13 protein-coding genes are annotated in these 15,293 nt (G+C 69.3%); 7 read left to right on the forward strand and 6 right to left on the reverse strand.

Features of this window, described 5'->3' with window-relative positions:
* Positions 1-11: 11 nt before the first annotated feature.
* A complete protein-coding gene (locus tag S2M10_RS10910; protein WP_168846074.1) occupies positions 12-494 on the reverse strand; it encodes an SH3 domain-containing protein in 483 nt (160 codons plus the stop codon).
* Between the two features lie 73 nt (positions 495-567).
* On the opposite strand from S2M10_RS10910, the gene S2M10_RS10915 reads away from it, so the two are divergent.
* Complete coding sequence (locus S2M10_RS10915; RefSeq protein ID WP_168846075.1) at positions 568-1,566, forward strand: D-glycerate dehydrogenase; 999 nt, start codon at positions 568-570, stop codon at positions 1,564-1,566.
* A 131-nt stretch (positions 1,567-1,697) separates the two neighbouring features.
* Here S2M10_RS10915 and S2M10_RS10920 read toward each other — a convergent pair whose 3' ends face one another.
* The 3 genes from S2M10_RS10920 to S2M10_RS10930 all read right to left on the reverse strand — a co-directional run bounded on the left by S2M10_RS10920 (position 1,698) and on the right by S2M10_RS10930 (position 5,367).
* Complete coding sequence (locus S2M10_RS10920) at positions 1,698-3,101, reverse strand: nitronate monooxygenase (RefSeq protein WP_168846076.1); 1,404 nt, start codon at positions 3,099-3,101, stop codon at positions 1,698-1,700.
* A gap of 79 nt (positions 3,102-3,180) precedes the next feature.
* Positions 3,181-4,314, reverse strand: a complete 1,134-nt coding sequence (locus S2M10_RS10925) for a glycosyltransferase family 4 protein (RefSeq protein WP_168846077.1) — start codon at positions 4,312-4,314, stop codon at positions 3,181-3,183.
* A gap of 186 nt (positions 4,315-4,500) precedes the next feature.
* On the reverse strand, positions 4,501-5,367 hold the full coding sequence (locus tag S2M10_RS10930; protein ID WP_168846078.1) for an alpha/beta hydrolase: 867 nt from the start codon (positions 5,365-5,367) through the stop codon (positions 4,501-4,503).
* Positions 5,368-5,385: 18 nt separating this feature from the next.
* On the opposite strand from S2M10_RS10930, the gene S2M10_RS10935 reads away from it, so the two are divergent.
* The 6 genes from S2M10_RS10935 to S2M10_RS10960 all read left to right on the forward strand — a co-directional run bounded on the left by S2M10_RS10935 (position 5,386) and on the right by S2M10_RS10960 (position 12,290).
* Positions 5,386-6,735 carry a protein adenylyltransferase SelO family protein gene (locus tag S2M10_RS10935; RefSeq protein ID WP_168846079.1) on the forward strand — a complete coding sequence of 450 codons (1,350 nt, stop codon included), beginning with the start codon at positions 5,386-5,388 and terminating at the stop codon, positions 6,733-6,735.
* 61 nt (positions 6,736-6,796) lie between these two features.
* A complete protein-coding gene (gene astD / locus S2M10_RS10940) occupies positions 6,797-8,212 on the forward strand; it encodes a succinylglutamate-semialdehyde dehydrogenase (protein WP_168846080.1) in 1,416 nt (471 codons plus the stop codon).
* A gap of 89 nt (positions 8,213-8,301) precedes the next feature.
* On the forward strand, positions 8,302-9,243 hold the full coding sequence (locus S2M10_RS10945) for a PilZ domain-containing protein (protein WP_247650750.1): 942 nt from the start codon (positions 8,302-8,304) through the stop codon (positions 9,241-9,243).
* A 41-nt stretch (positions 9,244-9,284) separates the two neighbouring features.
* Positions 9,285-10,466, forward strand: a complete 1,182-nt coding sequence (glp, locus tag S2M10_RS10950) for a gephyrin-like molybdotransferase Glp (protein ID WP_168846082.1) — start codon at positions 9,285-9,287, stop codon at positions 10,464-10,466.
* A gap of 57 nt (positions 10,467-10,523) precedes the next feature.
* A complete protein-coding gene (gene lexA, locus S2M10_RS10955) occupies positions 10,524-11,201 on the forward strand; it encodes a transcriptional repressor LexA (protein ID WP_168846083.1) in 678 nt (225 codons plus the stop codon).
* A gap of 180 nt (positions 11,202-11,381) precedes the next feature.
* Entirely contained in the window at positions 11,382-12,290 is a 909-nt protein-coding gene (locus tag S2M10_RS10960) for a hypothetical protein (protein ID WP_168846084.1), read from the forward strand.
* A gap of 14 nt (positions 12,291-12,304) precedes the next feature.
* On the opposite strand, the gene bla is transcribed toward S2M10_RS10960, so the two are convergent.
* Together bla and S2M10_RS10970 are read right to left on the reverse strand one after the other, a co-directional pair.
* A complete protein-coding gene (gene bla, locus S2M10_RS10965; RefSeq protein WP_168846085.1) occupies positions 12,305-13,165 on the reverse strand; it encodes a subclass B3 metallo-beta-lactamase in 861 nt (286 codons plus the stop codon).
* Positions 13,162-15,276 carry a ComEC/Rec2 family competence protein gene (locus S2M10_RS10970; RefSeq protein WP_211090996.1) on the reverse strand — a complete coding sequence of 705 codons (2,115 nt, stop codon included), beginning with the start codon at positions 15,274-15,276 and terminating at the stop codon, positions 13,162-13,164. Before S2M10_RS10970 ends, bla begins: the two co-directional genes overlap by 4 nt.
* Positions 15,277-15,293: the final 17 nt, after the last annotated feature.

Below are 15,293 nucleotides of genomic sequence, written 5' to 3' on the forward strand. Positions count from 1 at the left end.
GAGAGCCGTATTTACCGCACCGTTTCGCCCGGCTCGGTACCCCAGATCCGCGCCTGCGCGACATAGCCGGCACGCCCGCCGGCATCGAACCAGCACCAGCCGCCGCTGCACGCGCTGATCTTGCCGACCACGCCCGGCGCCGCCCGCCAGCTGATGTGCGAATCCCCGGACGGGCTGCTGTGCAGTTCGGCCACGCCCCCCACCACGATCGCGCTGCGCTTGTCGTCGAGCAGGTTGGCCTGCATCCAGCCTTCGGCGCCGTCGGGATCACGGACCTTCACCCAGGCGCCGTAGCTGGCCAGCACCTTCATCGGCAGCCCGCGCCGCTGGTAGAACCAGCTGGTGGGATAGTTGCGCCCCGGCCCGCTGCGCATCCGCGCCTTGCTCGCCTTGAGCGACGCATAATAAGGCGGCTTGCGCTCCGCCTGTGCGGGCGTGGCCAGCGCGACGAGCGCCAGAGCCGAAAGTTCGATCGAGAGACGCCGATGCTGCATGCGCCGTCTATCGACCAGCCCGCCGCGCGCTTCAACCGTTGACTGCGCCGCCCGCACCCGCCAATCCATTGCCATGGCCGATCCCAAGCGACCGTCCCGCCCCCGGGTGATCCTCACCCGCGCGCTGCCGCATGCCAGCGAAGCGCGGATGGCGGAACTGTTCGAATCGGTTGCCAACCCCGACGATATGCCGATGGACGCCGCCGGGCTCGCCGCCGCGATGGCCGATGCCGATGTGCTGGTCCCCACCGTCACCGACCGGATCACCGCCGATCTGATCGCCGCCGCACCCGACCGCCTGCGCTTGATCGCCAACTACGGCGCAGGCGTCGGCCATATCGACCTCAAGGCCGCGCGCGCCCGCGGTATCATCGTCACCAACACGCCGGGCGTGCTGACCGACGATACCGCCGACATGGCGATGGCGCTGATCCTCGCGGTGCCGCGGCGATTGGTCGAGGGCGACAAGCTGGTCCGCTCGGGCGCGTGGCGCGGCTGGAGCCCGACCAGCATGCGCGGCCATCGGATCGGCGGACGCAAGCTCGGCATCCTCGGCATGGGACGGATCGGCCAGGCCGTGGCGCAGCGTGCGCGCGCCTTCGGGCTGCAGATCCATTATCACGGGCGGCACCGGGTCCATGAGGTGCTCGAGCACCAGCTGGGCGCCACCTATCACGACGATCTCGACGCGATGCTCGAAGCGATCGATATCCTGACGATCCATACACCGCACACCGCCACCACCAGCGGGCTGATCGACGCGCGGCGGCTCGACCTGCTCGGGCCGGAGGCTTGGCTGGTCAACACCGCGCGCGGCGAGATCGTCGATCCGGAGGCGCTGCTGACGGCGCTGCAGGAGCGCCGGATCGCGGGGGCCGGGCTCGACGTCTATGTCGACGAGCCCAGGGTCGACCCTGGGCTCATGGCGCTGGAGAATGTCGTGCTGCTGCCGCATCTCGGCTCGGCAACCTTCGAGGCACGCGAGGCGATGGGGATGAAGGTCATCGCCAATATCCGCAGCTGGGCCGATGGCCACCGCCCGCCGGATCAGGTGTTCGAGGGGTGGTTGTGAACTTCCCTTAAGCCCCTCCCCTTCAGGGGAGGGGTTGGGGTGGGGCAGAGTCTCGCAGAGACCAGCAGACGTTCCGGAATCCCTCCACCCCCAACCCCTCCTCCAAGGAGGAGGGGCTAGAAGTTCGCCCCTCAATCCCCGGTCAGGATCCGGTCGACCAGCTGCTTCACCGTCGGCACGAACCCGTTCGAATAGAAGGGATCGCGCTTGAAGTTGTACGCGGCGTGGCCGGCGAACATCAGGTTCTGGTCGGTATCGCCGCCATGGGCGATGTCCTGCAGCGTCTTCTGGATGCAGAAGCTGCGCGGATCGGCCAGGCGGCCGGTCGAGTTGGTCTCGCTATCCGCCCAGGACGAGAACTGGCACTGGCTGAGGCAGCCCATGCAGTCGGCCTGGTCCTTGCGGATGATCTGCTGGTCCTCGGAGGTCACGAACACCAGCGTGTTGTCCGGCGTCTTGAGCGCGCTGGTGAAGCCCAAGCCATGCCACTCGCGCGCGCGCAGCAGGTCGTTGCGCGTCACCCAGAAATTCTTGCCCTTCACGCCGACGTCGAGCTGGAAGGTGTGGTCGCCCGCCGCCTCGGTCGAATAGGGGATCTGGCGCTCGCTGCGCGCTTCGAGATGGCGCAGGAACGGGTTGCGCACCGCGCTGGAATAGAAGCCGGTCGGCGAGAAGCGATGCAGCAGCACGTCGCCTTCCTCGATCTCCATCAGCTTGGCCTTCCAGCCTTCGGGGATCGGGCTTTCCTGCGTCAGCAGCGGGCGCGTGCCGAACTGGAAGGCGATCGCACCCAGCTCCGGATTGTCGATCCAGTCGTTCCAGTCGCGCAGATACCAGACGCCGCCGGCCATCACGATCGGCACGCTGTCCGGCAGCCCGCCCTCGCGCATCACCTCGCGCAGCGCCTTGACGCGCGGATAGGGATCCTGCGGCGCGCGCGGGTCCTCGGCATTGGACAGGCCGTTATGCCCGCCGGCGAGCCAGGGATCCTCATAGACCACCGCTGCCAGCCATTGCTGCGCCTTCGAATAGGCCCGCTTCCACAGCGCGCGGAAGGCGCGGCCCGAGCTGACGATCGGCAGGTAGCTCACCTCGTGGTGCGCCGCGATCTCGCTGAGCTTGTAGGGCATGCCCGCACCGCAGGTGACACCCGCGACCATGCCCTTGGTCCGCTCCAGCACGCCCTGGAGGACGCGCTGGGCGCCGCCCATTTCCCAGAGCACGTTGATGTTGATCGCGCCCTTGCCGCCGGCGATCTCGAACGCCTTTTTCACCTGCTGGACGGCGCCTTCGATGGCATATTGGATCAGCTCTTCGTGGCGCTCGCGGCGCGTGAGGGCACGGTAGATCTGCGGGATGATCTTGCCATCCGCGTCATAGCTGTCGGCGTTGACCGCGCTGACCGTGCCGATGCCGCCGGCGGCCGCCCAGGCCCCCGCGCTCGCATGGTTGGTCGCTGCGACGCCCTTCCCACCCTCGACCAGCGGCCAGACCTCACGGCCGTTATAGTTGATGGGCGAAAGACCCTTGAACACATTGCCTCCACAAAAATTGCCGCGCGACGCTAGCCGGAACGGCCGCAACAAGCGAGTAACAAATCATGCCGGGCCCGCCTCAGCCCAGCGCGCCCGGCCGTCCCATCGCCTGGGCATAGAGCCGCGCATAGGCCGCGACCATCGCGGCTTCGTCGTACAACGCGGCAGCGCGCACCCGGTTCGCACCCCCCACATAGCGGCGTTCGTCGGGGTGCTTGGCGAGCGCGTCCAGCCGATCGCGCAACGATACCTCGGTCCGATCGGCGGAAAGATACCGGCGATTGGGCTCGGACACCATCGCCGCAATATCCCCTACCTCGGGCGCGACGATCGGCAGCCCGGCCGCCATCGCCTCCAGCACCGAAACCGGCGCCTGCTCGCTTCGGGACGACAGCGCGAAGATGTCGAACAGCCCCAGATAGCGCTGCGGATCGGGCAGGAAGCCGGGCAGGAATACCTGCTCTTCCACTGCCATGCTTTCCGCCTGATCGAGGATCGCCTGGCGTTCCGGCCCCTCGCCCAGGATCACCAGCTTGAACCGCGCGCTCATGCCCGCGACGGCGCGGACCAGCATCGGCAGGTCCTTCACCGGCCGCAGCCCGGCGAGGCAGGCGATGAACACTTCGCCTTCGCGGCGCTTGGCGAGCATCGGCAGCAGCGAGGGATCGAGCGGGCCGGCATAGCGCGCCACCGATACGCCGTTGTCGATGCGGACCAGTCGCTCGGCGGGCTGCTTCCAGAACTTGATCGCGACCTGTTCGAGCTTTTCGGACGGCACCACGAGCGCATTGGCGGCCGGCAGCGCCATGCGGCGGTACATGTTGCGGACGGTGCTCAGCTTCTCCGCCTCGTCGGCGTTGAACCCGTCCTCGTGGTGGATGATCGGCGGCAGGCTCTTGCCGAACACCCGCGCCGCCATCACGCCGTCGATCGCGCCCCAATTATAGGTGAGCACCAGATCGAAGCGCCGCATGAACCGCGCGATCGCCTCGTACCGCTTGACCGAAGGCCTGCCGGTGAGCGGCGGCGGATCGAGCGCGATCTCGTATTTGATGTGCTTGTCGATGGCCTCGCGCGCACCGAGCTGGTCGGGCATCGCCGAGACGATGGTGTGCCGCGCGCGGTCCCCAAAGGCGTTCATCAGCTGCACCGCCCGCGCTTCCTTGCCGCCGAGCGCGAAGGTCGAATGAAGATGGAGGATATGGATCGACATGGGGCCCGGGATGTAGCGGGCGATTGCGGCGGCGTCATCGGCTAAAGATCCTCCCCGGCACGGGGAGGGGGTCCAAGACGCGCAGCGGCTTGGTGGAGGGGGAGTGCGGCAATCGACATCCCTTGTGGCGAGCCCCCTCCACCACCGCCTTCGGCGGCGGTCCCCCTCCCCGTTCCGGGGAGGATCTCAGGCGATCTCCGCCAACAGCCGCTCGATCCCCGCCACCGCTTCCGGTTCATCGAGCGTCGGGGCATGGCCCACCCCGGCCACCGTCACCAGCTCGGCGCCCGGAACCCGCGCGACCATCTTCTCCGCCGTCTCCGCACGCAGGATGTCCGATCGCTCCCCGCGCACCACCAGCAGCGGGCGGCCGGCGAGCGCGTCGATCGTCGGCCACATGTCCGGCCCTGCCTCGTTGCCCGGTACGCGGAACGGCTCGGCGATCTTCATGTCATAGTCGAGCACGATGCGGCCCTGGCTGTTCACCCGGAGGAGCCGCTTGGCCATCGCCAGCCAGTCCTCGATCCGGTAGTCCGGGTAGACGTCCGCATTCGCTTCGGCGACGCCGCGCGCCGCGTGCATCCAGGTCGGGTACCAGACCTGCTTGCCGACATAGGTGCGGATCCGCGCGAGGCCCGCCGGGTTCAGCTCCGGCCCGACATCGTTGAGCACCGCGCCGGCCAGCTTGCCGCCGTCGGTCGCCGCGAGCAGCATCGTCACGATGCCACCAAGCGAGGTGCCGACCGCGACGAACTTCTCGATCTTGAGCTCGGCGAGCAGCGCCTCGACATCCTGCAGATAGACGAGCGGGACATAGCTCATCGGGTCCTTGGCATAGGCGCTCTCGCCCCGGCCGCGAAACTCGACGCAGAGCACCCGCCACGCGCCCGAGAAACGCGCGGCGAGGTCGGCGAAGTCGCGCGCATTGCGGGTGAGGCCCGGGAAGCAGATCAGCGGCGGGCGGTCGTCGCGCCCCGGATAGTCGCGATAATGCAGCCGCAGGCCGTCTTTCGACCACCAAACGCCATCGGAGTAGTTGCGCCGAGCATCCATCGCGCCCCATATCGCCGCATGGCCTTTGCTCCGCAACAGGCGATCCTCGAACTAGGGGATGGCTTCTACGATCCGGTGGCGCCCGCGCGCTTCCCCCAGACGATCCTCCGCTTCCGCAACGACCGCGCCGCCGCGACCGTGGGGCTGGCGGGGCTGAGCGATGCCGAATGGCTCGCCCATTTCGCGCGGTTCGAGCCGCTCGCGGGCAGCCTGCCGCAGCCGCTGGCGCTGCGCTATCACGGCCACCAGTTCCGCGTGTACAATCCCGAGATCGGCGACGGCCGCGGCTTCCTGTTCGCGCAGATGACCGACGATGCCGGCCGGCTGATGGACCTCGGCACCAAGGGATCGGGGCAGACACCGTACAGCCGTTTCGGCGACGGGCGGCTCACCCTGAAGGGCGGCGTGCGCGAGATCCTCGCCACCGAGATGCTGGAAGCGCTGGGCGTCGAGACCAGCCGCACCTTCTCGCTGGTCGAAACGGGCGAATCGCTCCATCGCGGCGACGAGCCCTCCCCCACCCGCTCCGCGGTGCTGGTGCGGCTCAACCATGGCCATATCCGCATCGGCGTGTTCCAGCGCCTCGCCTATTTCCAGGACGAGGAAGGGCTGCGGAAGCTCACCGGCTATGTGCTGCGCCACTATTTCGGCGAGGACGACGGGCCGGATGCACCGGAGCGCCTGCTCACCCATGTCGTCGCCCGCACCGCGCGGCTGGCGGGGCAGTTCATGGCGGCCGGCTTCGTCCACGGGGTGCTCAACAGCGACAATATCAACGTCACCGGGGAAAGCTTCGACTATGGCCCCTGGCGCTTCGCCCCCAGCTGGGCGGCGAACTTCACCGCGGCCTATTTCGACCAGAACGGCCTCTATGCCTTTGGTCGCCAGCCCGAGGCGATCTATTGGGACGTGATGCAGCTCGCCATCTCGCTGCGGCTGATCGCCGAGGAAGCGCCGCTGATCGTCGCGCTGGAGGGCTTTGCCCCCGCTTATCATCGCGCGGAAGCCGAGGCCGTGCTCTGGCGCCTCGGCGTCCAGCGGCGCGACGAGGCCAGCGACCGCGCGCTGACCGAAGCGGTGGAGGTGGCGCTCAACCAGACCGGCACGCTGCTCCACCGTTTCTATTTCGACGCATTCGGCGGCAGCCTGCCCGCAAGCTATGGCGCAGAGTTTGCCGAGGTCCGCAGCCGCCTCGCCGACTATCGCCCGCGCAAGCCCCGCGACCATGGCTATTGGCGCGGCGAGCCCTGTTCGATGCTGATCGACGAGGTCGAATCGCTCTGGTCCGCCATCGCCGAGCACGACGACTGGGCGCCGCTCCACGCCAAGGTGGCGGCGATCCGGGTGATGGGCGAGGCTCTGGCCTAGCGCCGCGAAATCGGGCAAAGCGATCGTAACAGGGGCAACGAACCAGAAATACAGAAGGCCCATGCCGGACCAGGAACTCCTTTCGACCGAACCCGCAACCGGCGCCGTGCTGTGGCGCCACCCGATCGGGGATGCGGATACCGAAGTTGCCATCGCCCGCGCCAGCTGGGCCGCCTGGGCGGCGCGGCCGCTCGCCGTACGGATCGAGGCGCTGCGCCGCTTCGCCAATGTCGTGCGCCAGCGCGCCGACGCCTTTACCGACCTGCTCGCCCGCGAGACCGGCAAGCCGCTATGGGAAGCGCGCACCGAGGTCGAGACGGTGATCGCCAAGGTCGACATCTCGGTCACCAGCTATTCGGAGCGGACCGGCCAGCGCCGGATCGAAGCGCCGATGAACACCCGCCTCGCGCTGCGCCACAAGCCGCACGGCGTGCTGGCGGTGCTGGGCCCCTATAACTTCCCCGCGCATCTGCCCAACGGGCATATCGTCCCCGCGCTGCTCGCCGGCAACGCGGTGGTGTTCAAGCCGTCGGAGAAGACGCCCGCCAGCGGCGCCTTCCTCGTCGAATGCTTCCACGCCGCGGGCATTCCCGAAGGCTGTATCCGCCTGCTGATCGGCGGCCCGGACCAGGGCAAGGCGCTGGCCAGCCACCCGGACATCGACGGCCTTCTCTTCACCGGCTCGGCCAACACCGGCATCGCGCTCAACCGCCAGTTCGCCGCGCGCCCCGAGAAGATCCTGGCACTGGAGATGGGCGGCAACAACCCGATCCTCGTGTGGAATACGCCGGACCTCTATTCCGCCGCGGTGCTGGTGGTGCAGTCGGCCTTCACCACCGCTGGCCAGCGCTGCACCGCGGCGCGCCGGCTGATCGTCGACGAGAAACTGTTCGAGCCGCTGATGGCCGAGCTCAACAAGCTGATCGGCCGGCTGATCATCGGCGAGCCGCATGCCGATCCCCAGCCCTTCATGGGCCCGGTGATCGACAACAACACCGCCGACATGCTGACCGAGAGCTTTCTCACCCTCTCCACCATGGGCGGCCGTCCGCTGCGCCATATGGAAAGGCCGATCGAGAACCGCCCGTTCCTCACCCCCGGCATGGTCGACATGACCGAGGCGCGCGAGAAGGTGGATGTCGAGCTGTTCGGCCCGATCCTCCAAGTGTTCCGCAAGACGAGCTTCGAAGAGGCGATCGCGGAGGCAAACGACACCCGCTATGGCCTCTCCGCCAGCCTGGTGAGCCAGGATCCCCGGCTCTACGACCAGTTCTGGGCGAATATTCGCGCGGGTATCGTCAACTGGAACAAGCCGACCAACGGCGCCTCCTCGGCCGCGCCGTTCGGCGGCGTGGGCTGGTCGGGCAATCATCGGCCCAGCGCCTATTATGCCGCGGACTATTGCGCCTATCCGGTCGTCTCGTCCGAGTCCGAGCAGGCGCGCGCGGCGATGGGCGTGGGGCTGCGCGACGCCTGAGCCGCCGTTAGGCTTTTCGCAACCCTTCCGCTTAACGACCATTTCAGCCCCCCGCCCGCATGGTATCCGCCTTCGGACGGGATAATCAGATGGATACGGGGCGCACGTCCGCGACGATCTTCAGCCTCACGCACGACCTGCCGGCACCGCGCGCACCGCTCGCGGTGCTGGGGGACGGGCTGGATACGGGCCAACTCGCCTCGGGCGGCGAGCTTGTCGACTGCGGCATCCACTGGATCGGCCGCGCCGGCGCGCGGCTGCGCATCGAGCGGGAATTGGCCGAGTCCGTCCCGATCCAGCTACATTTCGGCACTGCCGAGCCGCTGATCGGCCGGACGCTCTGGTCCGATGGCGTCGAAGCGGGGCTCGCGTTCGACACGCCGGTGGACGTGCTGGGCATGGTCGCCCGCAATCTCGCCCGCGCGACGGCCGAGCGTCGCCGCCTGCCGCGAATCGAGTTGCGCCACACCGTCGGCGTGCATCGCGGCGGCGAGGTCGAGCAGCTCCGCACGCGCGACATCTCGCAGGGCGGCGTCGGCGTCGAGGCACGCGGGCTTGGCGTCGACGAAGCGGTGCAGCTCACCTTCGACGGGCTGCGCCCGCTCGACGGCACGGTGCGCTGGATCGCGGGCGAGACCGCCGGCATCGTCTTCAGTGAGGAGCTGGGCTGGCAGACGCTGTTCCCCTGGCTGCGCGGCATCCAGCAGGCACCCGGTTCCCAGGCGGGCGGCAGCGAGCTGGACGGACTGCTGCAGGACAAGCTGGCGCTGCGGCTCGATCTGCCCGGCCGGGTCCGCGAAGGCGTGCGCTGGTGGAACTGCCGTATTCATGCGCTCACCGCGCAACAGGTGGAGTTCGAGGCGCGGCAGGACTTCGGTGCCGGTGCCGCGCTCTGGATCGCCCTGCCCGAGATCGGCGGGGGTCCGGCGCGGGTCGTGCGGGCCCGACACGGCCGCACGCTGGCCGAATTCCGCATGCCGCTGCGCGACAGCGACCTCCGTCTGCTCACCGCAAGCCGTCGAACCGGCTGAAGCCGCTTGCATCGGCGGCCGCACGCCGCCAAGCGCGGGCCATGGCACTTCTCCCCATCGCCGATGCCCAGGCACGGCTGCTCGCGCTCGCCGATCGCACGCCTGTCGAACGGGTGCGCCTGGCGAAGGCGATCGGCCGCTGGGCGGCGGAGCCCGTGGTGGCGCGCCGCACCCAGCCCGAAACCGATCTGTCGGCAATGGACGGCTATGCGCTCCGCTTCGCCGACCTTCCGGGCCCCTGGACCGTGATCGGCGAGAGCGCGGCAGGCGCCGGCTTTCCCGGCAGCGTCACGCCCGGCGCAGCCGTCCGCATCTTCACCGGCGCGCCGATGCCGCCCGGCGCGGACACCGTGCTGATCCAGGAAGAAGCCGCGCGAGAGGGAGACCGCCTGATGCTCGCCGGGGAAGGCCCGGCATATCCCGGCCGCAACACCCGCCGTCGCGGCCTCGATTTCGCCGAGGGCGAGACGCTGATCGCCACGGGCGAGCGCCTGACGCCCGCGCGGATCGCGCTCGCCGCGATCGGGGGGCACGCGACGATCCCGGTGCACCGCAAGCTCCGCGTCGCCATCGCCGCGACCGGCGACGAGCTGGTAGCACCTGGGGCCGCCATCGGCCCCGCACAGCTTCCCGAATCGAACCGCACCATGCTCGCCGCGCAGTTCGCCGATCTGCCGGTGGAGATCGTCGATCTCGGCATCCTGCCCGACGACCTTGATGCGCTGACCCGTACCTTCGCCGACGTGCAGGCCGACCTGCTGGTGACCAGCGGCGGCGCCTCGGTCGGCGATCACGACCTGGTCCGCCCGGCGCTGGAAGCCGCCGGCGCGACGATCGACTTCTGGCGAATCGCGCTGCGCCCGGGCAAGCCGATGATGGCGGGTCGACGCGGCGACATGGTGGTGCTCGGCCTGCCGGGAAACCCCGTCTCGGTCTTCGTGACCGCCCTGCTCTTCGCCAAGCCCTTGATCGCGCACCGTTCCGGCGCCGCGGACCCGTTCCCGCCGCTCCGCGCCGCGATCCTGGCCGAGCCGCTCCCTGCCAACGGCCCGCGCACCGATTACCTTCGCGCCGCGGTGATCGACGGTCGCGTCCATGCCTCTGCGATCCAGGACAGCTCGATGCTCCGGACCCTCGCGCGCAGCACCTGCCTGATCGTCCGCGCCCCCCATGCGCCAGCCGCAAATATCTCCGACTCGGTGGAAATCCTCGACATCGCTTGACACGACCTCGGAACATTGCATAAACGTTCCCAGTCTGTTCTGGACCCGGAGGATTGGATGCTCACGCGCAAGCAGCACGAGCTGATCTGCTTCATTGCCGACCGCCTTGCCGACACCGGCGTGTCGCCCTCGTTCGAGGAAATGAAAGAGGCGCTCGACCTCAAGTCGAAATCGGGTGTGCACCGCTTGATCAGCGCGTTGGAAGAGCGCGAGTTCATCCGCCGCCTGCCCAACCGCGCCCGTGCGCTCGAGGTGCTTCGCATGCCCGAGCGCGGCGAACGCAAACCTGCGGCAAAGGTGGCAAAGCCCGCTGCGACGGCGGCCGCACCGGTAGCGCCGCCCGCGCCCGCCAATGACGTGGTGGAGATCCCGCTGCACGGCCGTATCGCCGCCGGCACCCCGATCGAGGCGCTCGAAGGCTCGACGATGCTGCCGGTGCCGGCGGCGCTGCTCGGCGCGGGCGAACATTATGCGCTCGAAGTGGCCGGCGATTCGATGGTGGAGGCCGGTATTCTCGACGGCGACTATGCGCTGATCCGCCGCACCGAGACCGCGCGCGATGGCGAGATCGTGGTGGCGCTGATCGACGATGCCGAAGCCACGCTGAAATATTTCCGCAAGGAAGGCGCGATGGTGCGGCTGGATCCGGCGAACCGCGATTATTCGCCGCAGCGCTATCGCCCGGACCAGGTGCGGGTGCAGGGCCGACTGGCCGGTCTGCTGCGGCGTTATTGATCCTTTGCCCCGGTGCGGGCGAACTTGCGCGATGTTCGCCCGCCCGCGACCCGTCTTCGCTGATCTTGTGAAGATTGAGATGCAACATATCTGATTCAACAGGTCGTACGGATCGACGATCTTCCCTGATACCGCTTCTTGTGACAATCTTCACCGGCTGCGGCGTCGGGGAGGGATCGGATGCGCGTATCTTTTCTGGCACTTCTTGCGGGCGTGCTGCTGCCGCACTCGGCGATGGCCCAACAGACCGCCCCGCCCGCGGGAAACACCCCAGCGCCAAAGGGGGAGACGCCGGCGGCGGATCCCATCATCGTCACCGGCCGCCCATTGCCGTCCAAAGACGAGATACGCGCGCTGACCCGCGCGATCACCCCGGCCAATCCTGCCGGTGACCCGCTTTCGCGCTTCCACGATCCCGTATGCCTCGGGAGCATCGGGTTCGACCGGGCAACGCTGCTGGCGATCGGCGACCGGTTCGCGGCGGATGCCGAGCAGGCCGGGCTTCAGCTCGCGGGCGGCGGTTGCAGGCCGAACGTGCTCGTCCTGTTCGTGGACGATGTGCAATCCGAGATTGACCAGCTGGTGAAGCGGAAATGGTGGATCTTCGGCGATCGCACCCCGAGCGAGATCCGCAGGATCGTACACGAACGCGGGCCGGTCCGCGCATGGAGCAACAGCGAGATCCGCTCCCGAGACGGTGACCGGATCAATAATGACGGCACGCTGCGCATCGCCAGCGCCTCCCGGATCGTCGCGCCCATCCGGAAAGACACGCTGGCCGCCATTGTGCTGATCGAGCGATCGGCGGCAGTCGGCAAGACGACGCACCAGCTTGCCGATTATGTGGCGATGCGCGCGCTTGCCGGGGCCCGTCCTGGACAGACGAGCGACACCGACACGATCCTCGCCCTGTTCGCCGCTAATGCCACACAGGCGCCGGGCGAGCTGACCGCCTTCGATCTCGGCTATCTGCGGGGCCTGTATGCGGGACCGGCCAATGCGTTCGCCCGCAGCACGCAGGCGCAGATCGTCCGGACGATCGTGAAGGCCAAGGACGCGAAGGCTATCGGCGCTGCCGCGAAGCCCTAAACCGCGGCGCGGCGTTATCGCGCCTGCTCGGCCTTCAGCGCCGCCTCGAATGCCTTTTGGGCCGCGTCCACCCGGCGCCCGAGTTCGCCGGGATCGACGAACGCTTCGGAGTCGCCCGCCAGTTGCCGGGCGCGCTTGGCCGCCAGGTCGAACTGCTCGGCATGGAAGCTCAGGAACACATCCGCCTGGGTCGCGCGCAGCTTGGCAAAGGTCGCGCGGAAGTCGGCAGGCGCGGCGTCATAGCCATGGCCGGGCGTCAGCGGCTGATCGGCGACGCTAAGGCTGCCGGCGAACAGCACGGTCAGACTGTCGCCGCCCGACGGCACCTGCAGCGTGAAGCTGGTGCAGCCCTTGGTGTGCCCCGGCGTCAGATGTGCGACCAGCGTGTTGGTGCCGAGGCGGATCTCCTCGCCGTCCTTGATTTGGCCATCCACCTTCACCGGGGGCGCGGCGATCGAGATGTCCGGGCGATAGTCGGACCTGCCCGCCTCCAGCGCCGGCGTGTCCGCTGCGCTCGCCAGCAGTCGGGCGCCGGTACGCCGCTTGAGCTCGGCAAGGCCGCCGTCATGGTCCCAATGCGCATGGTTGATCAGCAGGATCTTCACGTCGGTCAGCTTGAAGCCCAGCTTCTCGATATTCGCGGCGATCAGCGCTGCGCTCTCGGGCATGCCGCCGTCGATCAGGATATGCCCTTGCGGGCTGGTGATCAGATAGGCGGCGATACCGGCCGTGCCGACATAGTGGACGTTGCCGAGGATCCGGAACGGGGCGACCGGCTGGTTCCATTCGGCGCGGACCTTTGCCCAGTCGGTTCCCTGCGCCAGCGCCGGGGACGCCAGGCCAAGTGCCGAGGCCGCAAGCAATATCCGGATCATCGTCGATCTCCCTTCGCGGCGCTGAATGGGGGCTGGACGGTGGGCGGGTCAAGCCATGGGTGACGGCCCCGCCCGCGGACGCGACGCACCGATCCATCCGGGAAAGTCACGGCGATGCCCCCGGTCCGGGCGAGAGTCTCCCGGTCGAGCCGCAGCCAGCGCGGGTGGCAGGCGCGCGGCAGGCGGCGTTCGCTGATCATCACGTCGCTCGCCGCGCAGACCGCGACCAGATCCCGCCACGCGACCGGATACGCGCTGCGGGTGGCGGCAACCCGCCAGTGCCGACCGCGCCGGGCAAGTGCCGCCACGCACAGATCGGGGCTGCATCGTGCGTCCGGGCGATCCGTCAGCGCCGCCAGCGCGTCCGCCTCCACGCCGCCATTCTCTCCTAGCACCTGGCGCGTGAAGTCGCCGGCGCGGTCCCGCAGCAGCGCGAAACTGCCATCCGCCATGCGTAGCGCGGCGTGCCGGCCGTCGCCGGTCACCAGCAGGTCCGGCCCCGGCGTGGCCGCCGCCCAGAGCGCGCCGAGGCATAGCGGCACCAGCCCCAGCATCCGCGCCCGCGTGCGCCACAGGCCGATCCACAGCCCGCCCGCGACCATGGCCGCGAACGCACCCGCCGGCATGATCGGAAGCGCCGCCACCGCCCCCGGCGCGTCTGCTACGGCGTGCGCGATCCCCAGCAGCAGCGCCATGGCCTTGGCGGTAAGCCACCAGAAGGGCGCGCCCACTCCCGCCAGATCGGCAACCAGCGCCAGCGCCTCCAGCGGCATCACCACGAAGGTGGTCAGCGGGATCGCGACGATATTGGCCAGCGCGCCGTACACGCCGGCCTTGTGGAAGTGGAACAGGCCGATCGGCATCAGCGCCAGCTCCACCACGATGCCGGTGAGCAGCAGCGACCCCGCCCCGCGCGCGATGCGCCGCGCCACGCTTTCCTCCCGCGCCTCGAACCAGCGGCGCATGCGCGGGCTTTCGTGCAGCGCGACGATCGCCGCGACCGCGGTGAAGCTCAGCTGGAAGCTGGCGCCTGCCACGGACTCGGGCCAGAGCAGCAGCACCAGCAGCGCCCCCGCCGCGACCAGCCGCAGCGTCAGGGCCTCACGCCCCAGGCTCAGTGCTACCAGCACCAGCAGCGCCGCGACGCAGGAGCGTATCGTCGGCACCTGCCCGCCGGTAAGCCAGGTATAGCCGATCGCGGCCAGCGCGCCCGCCGCCGCGGCGACCAGAGGCAGCCGCACGCGCAGCGCCAGCCAGGGGCTGAGCGCGAGCAGCCGCAGCACCGCCAGCATCGCCGCGCCGGTCACCGCCGTCACGTGCAGGCCGCTCACCGACAGGAGATGCGCAAGGCCTGCCCGCCGCATCGCCTCGCCGTCAGCCTCGCTGATCGCGCCCTCGTCGCCCGTGGCAAGCGCGCTGGCGATGCCACCGGCGCTTCCGGGGAGGCGCGACTCGATATGGGCGGAGAGCGACGCCCGCAGGTCCCGCCCGGCCTGGGCGGGCACGCGCAGCACGCGGATTGCATCCAGCGCCTTGCCCGTCGCCCCGATGCCGTCGAACCACGCGACCCGGCGAAAATCATAGGCACCAGGCACCGACGGTCCAGGCGGCGGCACCAGCCGCGCCCGCAATGCGATCCGCGCACCCGCCACGATTCCGGCAGGCGCGCCCGCCTTCTCCACGTTCACGCGCAGCTTGGGCGGAAGGTCGTCGCGCCCGAGCGGGGCAAGGACAAGGCGCACCAGCCCACGAGCGGTCAGCGTGTCGACCCGCAGCACATCGGCATCGAACACCGCCACCACCGGTCGCGCCAGCACGGGGGCGGCGACGCGCTCCGCCCGCCACCAGATCGACCCGCAACCGCCGGCGAGGAGCAGGCCGCCCACCAGCAATGCCCGCCCGGCCCTGCCCGGGAGCAGCGCGCCGATCATCCCCAGCCCCAGCGCGGCGAACAGAAACCCGGTCCATTGCCGCGGATCGTCGAGGAGGAACCAGGCAGCGACGCCGGCCCCGAACGCGATCGGCAGCCACAACGGCAATTGCCCCCGCTCCGCTTCCAGCCAATGCTCGATCCCACCACGGCCCTTGGGGAATCCCCAGCCCGCCCCCATTTGAAGGCCCGGAAACC

It is taken from the genome of Sphingomonas sp. S2M10 (genome assembly GCF_012650175.1).
GTDB lineage: Bacteria > Pseudomonadota > Alphaproteobacteria > Sphingomonadales > Sphingomonadaceae > Sphingomonas.

Bases quoted from the DNA above. Each gene is read 5' to 3' on its own strand.
- S2M10_RS10910 (WP_168846074.1), bottom strand. From the start codon at position 494: ATGCAGCATCGGCGTCTCTCGATCGAACTTTCGGCTCTGGCGCTCGTC.
- S2M10_RS10915 (WP_168846075.1), top strand. From the start codon at position 568: ATGGCCGATCCCAAGCGACCGTCCCGCCCCCGGGTGATCCTCACCCGC.
- S2M10_RS10925 (WP_168846077.1), bottom strand. From the start codon at position 4,314: ATGTCGATCCATATCCTCCATCTTCATTCGACCTTCGCGCTCGGCGGC.
- S2M10_RS10930 (WP_168846078.1), bottom strand. From the start codon at position 5,367: ATGGATGCTCGGCGCAACTACTCCGATGGCGTTTGGTGGTCGAAAGAC.
- S2M10_RS10935 (WP_168846079.1), top strand. From the start codon at position 5,386: ATGGCCTTTGCTCCGCAACAGGCGATCCTCGAACTAGGGGATGGCTTC.
- astD (WP_168846080.1), top strand. From the start codon at position 6,797: ATGCCGGACCAGGAACTCCTTTCGACCGAACCCGCAACCGGCGCCGTG.
- S2M10_RS10945 (WP_247650750.1), top strand. From the start codon at position 8,302: ATGGATACGGGGCGCACGTCCGCGACGATCTTCAGCCTCACGCACGAC.
- glp (WP_168846082.1), top strand. From the start codon at position 9,285: ATGGCACTTCTCCCCATCGCCGATGCCCAGGCACGGCTGCTCGCGCTC.
- lexA (WP_168846083.1), top strand. From the start codon at position 10,524: ATGCTCACGCGCAAGCAGCACGAGCTGATCTGCTTCATTGCCGACCGC.
- S2M10_RS10960 (WP_168846084.1), top strand. From the start codon at position 11,382: ATGCGCGTATCTTTTCTGGCACTTCTTGCGGGCGTGCTGCTGCCGCAC.
- bla (WP_168846085.1), bottom strand. From the start codon at position 13,165: ATGATCCGGATATTGCTTGCGGCCTCGGCACTTGGCCTGGCGTCCCCG.
- S2M10_RS10970 (WP_211090996.1), bottom strand. From the start codon at position 15,276: ATGGGGGCGGGCTGGGGATTCCCCAAGGGCCGTGGTGGGATCGAGCAT.